The 3791-nt window shown below is 71.2% G+C and carries 1 protein-coding gene; it reads right to left on the bottom strand.

Going from position 1 to position 3791, the window contains the following annotated elements:
• On the bottom strand, positions 1-3791 hold a 3791-nt coding region (locus KN815_RS47475), incomplete at both ends, for a type I polyketide synthase (protein WP_216347969.1).

Here is a 3791-nt window from a genome sequence, read left to right as displayed (position 1 = left end):
AACCCCAGCGTGTACGCCACCCGCCCCGACACCACGCTGCCCGAGCTGGCCAGCATCGCGTAGCCTTCCAGCCGCGCGTCGCCGCCGCTGAGCCCGGCCGCGTAATCGTGATACATCACCCCCGCATAGACCCCGGTCGGACTGCCCTTCAACGACACCGGGTCGATCCCCGCCCGCTCCAGCACCTCCCACGACGCCTCCAACAGCAACCGCTGCTGCGGATCGGTGGCCAGCGCCTCCCGCGGATTGATCCCGAAGAACGCCGCATCGAACGCATCGGCGTCGTACAGGAACCCGCCTTTGCGGGCGTACGAGGTGCCGGGGTGGTCCGGATCGGGGTGGAAGAGAACGTCCAGGTCCCAGCCTCGGCCGGTCGGAAATTCCCCGATGGCGTCACGGCCCGAGACGACCAGATTCCACAGCTCCTCCGGCGAACTGACCCCACCCGGGAACCGGCAGGTCATCGCGACGATGGCGATCGGCTCATCCGCGTCGGCCGCCGCCACGACGGGCGCGTGCACGGGCGACCCGGCGGTCTCGCCCGTCAGCCGGGTGCACAGATACTCCGCCAGCACCCGAGGCGTCGGATAGTCGAACACCAACGTCGCCGGCAACCGCAACCCCGTCACCACCGACAACCGATTACGCAACTCCACCGCCGTCAACGAATCAAAACCCAACTCCTTGAACGCAGCATCCACCCGCACCTCACTGCCAGAACCAAACCCCAACACCACCGCCACACCACCCCGCACCACCTCAACCACCACATCCAACCGAGCACCAGCCCCCAACCCCACCAACCGCCCCGTCAACCCCGAAACCCCCACCTCACCGGCCGCCGTCCGCCGCCCGACCCGACCGGCCACCAACCCCCGCAACACCGCCGGAAGATCTCCGCGGGCCACCCCGGCCGGATCAACGGCGGCGGCGACACACAGGGGGCCGCCCTGCGCACAGGCGGCATCGAGCAGACCCAGCGCCTTCTCGCTGGACATCGGGGCGATGCCCGAGCGGGACATCCGGGCCCGGTCCGTCGCGGCGAGCTTTCCGGTCATCTCGCTGGACTGGGCCCACAGCCCCCAGGCCACCGACAGCCCCGGAAGGCCACGGACCTGACGGTGAGCGGCAAGTGCGTCGCAAAAAGCGTTCGCCGCAGCGTAGTTGGCCTGCCCCGGGCTGCCCATGACCCCGGCGGCCGACGAGAACATCGCGAAGAGGGACAGCGGGAGGTCGGCGGTGGCGGTGTGCAGATGCGCCGCGCCCGTGGCCTTGGCCGCCCAGACCCGGGCCAGCCGATCGGGTGTCTGCGAGGTCATCACCGCGTCGTCGAGCAGCCCCGTGGCATGGATGACACCGGTCAGCGGATGCTCGGCATCGACACCCGCCACCAGTTCGGCCACCGCCGACGCGTCCGTGACATCCACGGCGGCGATCCGCACCCGCGCCCCCAGCCCCTCCAGGCGGGTGGCCAGTTCGCGGGCTCCTGGGGCGTCCGGCCCGCGACGGCTCACCAGGACCAGATGGCCGACCTGCCAGGTGCGGACCAGGTGCTCGGCCACCAGTCCGCCCAGGGTGCCGGTGCCGCCCGTCACCAGGACGGTGCCACCAGGGTCGAGCGCCACCGGGGTGTCCCGCTCCTCCGGACCACTGTCGGCGGAGGCACGGATCAGCCGTGGCACCCACGCAAGCCCATCCCGTACGGCCAACTGCGGCTCCTCCAGGTCCACCGCCTGCGTGATGGCGTCCCGCAGGTGAAGGCCGAGGTCTCGATCTGCGTCCGGTTCGAGGTCGAGCAGAAGGAAGCGACCCGGGTTCTCCGCCTGAGCGCTCCGCAGGAGACCCCACAGCGCGGCGGCGGCCACATCCGTACCGCCCTCGGCATCGGTGACGGCGACCGCGCCACGCGTCACCACGACCAACCGGGCATCGGCCAGCCGCGGCTCGGCCAGCCACTTCTGCATCAGCTCCAAGGCCCGTTGCGCCAACGCCAGACCAGCAGCCGCCATATCGGTCGCGGCGTCGGCGTCGGCGTGGGCGTGGGCGTCGGCGTTCGAGCCCGGGAACTCGGCGAGCACCACGGCCGGGACCGGCCTCCCGTCATCGAGCCCCGCGATAAACGCCTCCAGATCCGGCTGCGCCCCATCGGTCGCCAGCACCGCCCAGGTGTCGCGATCGGCCACCGGCCCATCGGCTCCTGTGGGTTGCGGCAGCGGGGTCCAGTCCAGAACGAACAGACCGTCCACGCCACGTGCCGCCGCGGCCCCCCGCAACTGCTCCACGGACGCCGGTCGCGTCACCAGGGAGTCGACCGTCAGAACCGGGTCGCCCACGGCATCGGCCACCACCAGCCGCAACCCGCGCTCGCCCTCGGCGCCGTCCCCGTGCGGGGTGAGCCGTACGCGTACCGTGCTCGCTCCAGCGGCCCACAACGACACCCCGTTCCAGGCGAACGGCAGCAGCACCTGGCCGCCGTCCCGCTCCCGCCCGGATCCGGTGTCGAGCAGGAGGGCCGGATGCAGGGCCGCGTCGAGCAACGCGGGGTGGATGCCGAAGCCGTCCGCGTCCCCCGCCGCCTCGGGCAGTGCCACCTCGGCCAGCAGTTCAGCGCCGTTCCGCCACACGGCACGCAGCCCCTGGAACGACGGCCCGTACGCATAGCCCGCCGCCTCGGAGCGCTCGTAGAACCCCGCCAGATCCACCGGTTGCGCACCCGCGGGAGGCCATGTTCCGCCCAGTCCCTCGGCCGACCGGCCCGCGCCCTCCGGCGCTGGGCTCAGCACCCCTTCGGCGTGGCATAGCCAGCCCACATCCGCGCCCGAGTCGGCCTCGCCGTCCGGACGGGAGTAGATACGCACATCGCGCCGCCCGTCCTCCGCCGCCGCGCCCACCACCACCTGGACACGCAGCCCGCCCGACTCCGGCAGCACCAACGGCACCTGGAGCGCCAGCTCCTCGATCCCATCGCAGCCGACCTCGTCGGCCGCCCGCAGCGCCCACTCCACCAGCGCCGCACCCGGGGCCAGGACGGCATTCGCCACGATGTGTTCGCCGAGCCAGTCGTCACCGCCACCGGCCGTGATGCGCCCGGTGAGCAGGTGGGTGCTTCCATCGGCCAGCTCCACGGCGGCGCCCAGCAAGGGATGGTCCGCGGCGACGAGACCGAGGCCGCTGGGGTCACCGACCGCGCCCGAGGCGTTCATCCAGTAGCGCTGGTGCTGGAAGGCGTACGTGGGCAGATCGACCGTACGAGGCGTGGGGTCGCCCGGGAACGCGGCCCTCCAGTCCACCTCCACCCCGGCGATAAACGCCTCGCCCAGCGAGCGGAGAAGCTGGACCTGGCCACCGTGATCGCGCCGCAACGTAGGCACGGCAACCCCGTCCACACCCACCTGCTCGAACGTCTCCTGCAAGCCCAAAGTCAACACGGGATGACTGCTGGCCTCGATAAACACCCGATGCCCATCCGCCAGCAACGCCTCGACCGCATCGGCGAACCGCACCCGCTCCCGCAGATTCGACACCCAATAACCCGCGTCCAGAACGGAAGCATCCGCCTGCCCACCGGTCACCGTCGAGTAGAACGCCGTACCCGAACCCGACGTATCGAGCGGACGGACACCAGCCAGAACCTCATTCAGCTCATCCCGGATCTCCTCGACCTGAGGACCATGCGAGGCGTAGTCCACGTCGATCAGCCGTGCCCGCTCGCCCGCTTCCTGACACGCCGCGACAACCACGGTTACCTGCTCCGGCGGACCCGAAACCACCGTCGACGAAGGCCCGTTGAC

The organism is Streptomyces niphimycinicus, from assembly GCF_018883605.1.
Lineage (GTDB): Bacteria > Actinomycetota > Actinomycetes > Streptomycetales > Streptomycetaceae > Streptomyces > Streptomyces niphimycinicus.
Note: the sequence above shows the minus strand (reverse complement) of the source record. Positions and strands in the feature narration are given on the sequence as shown.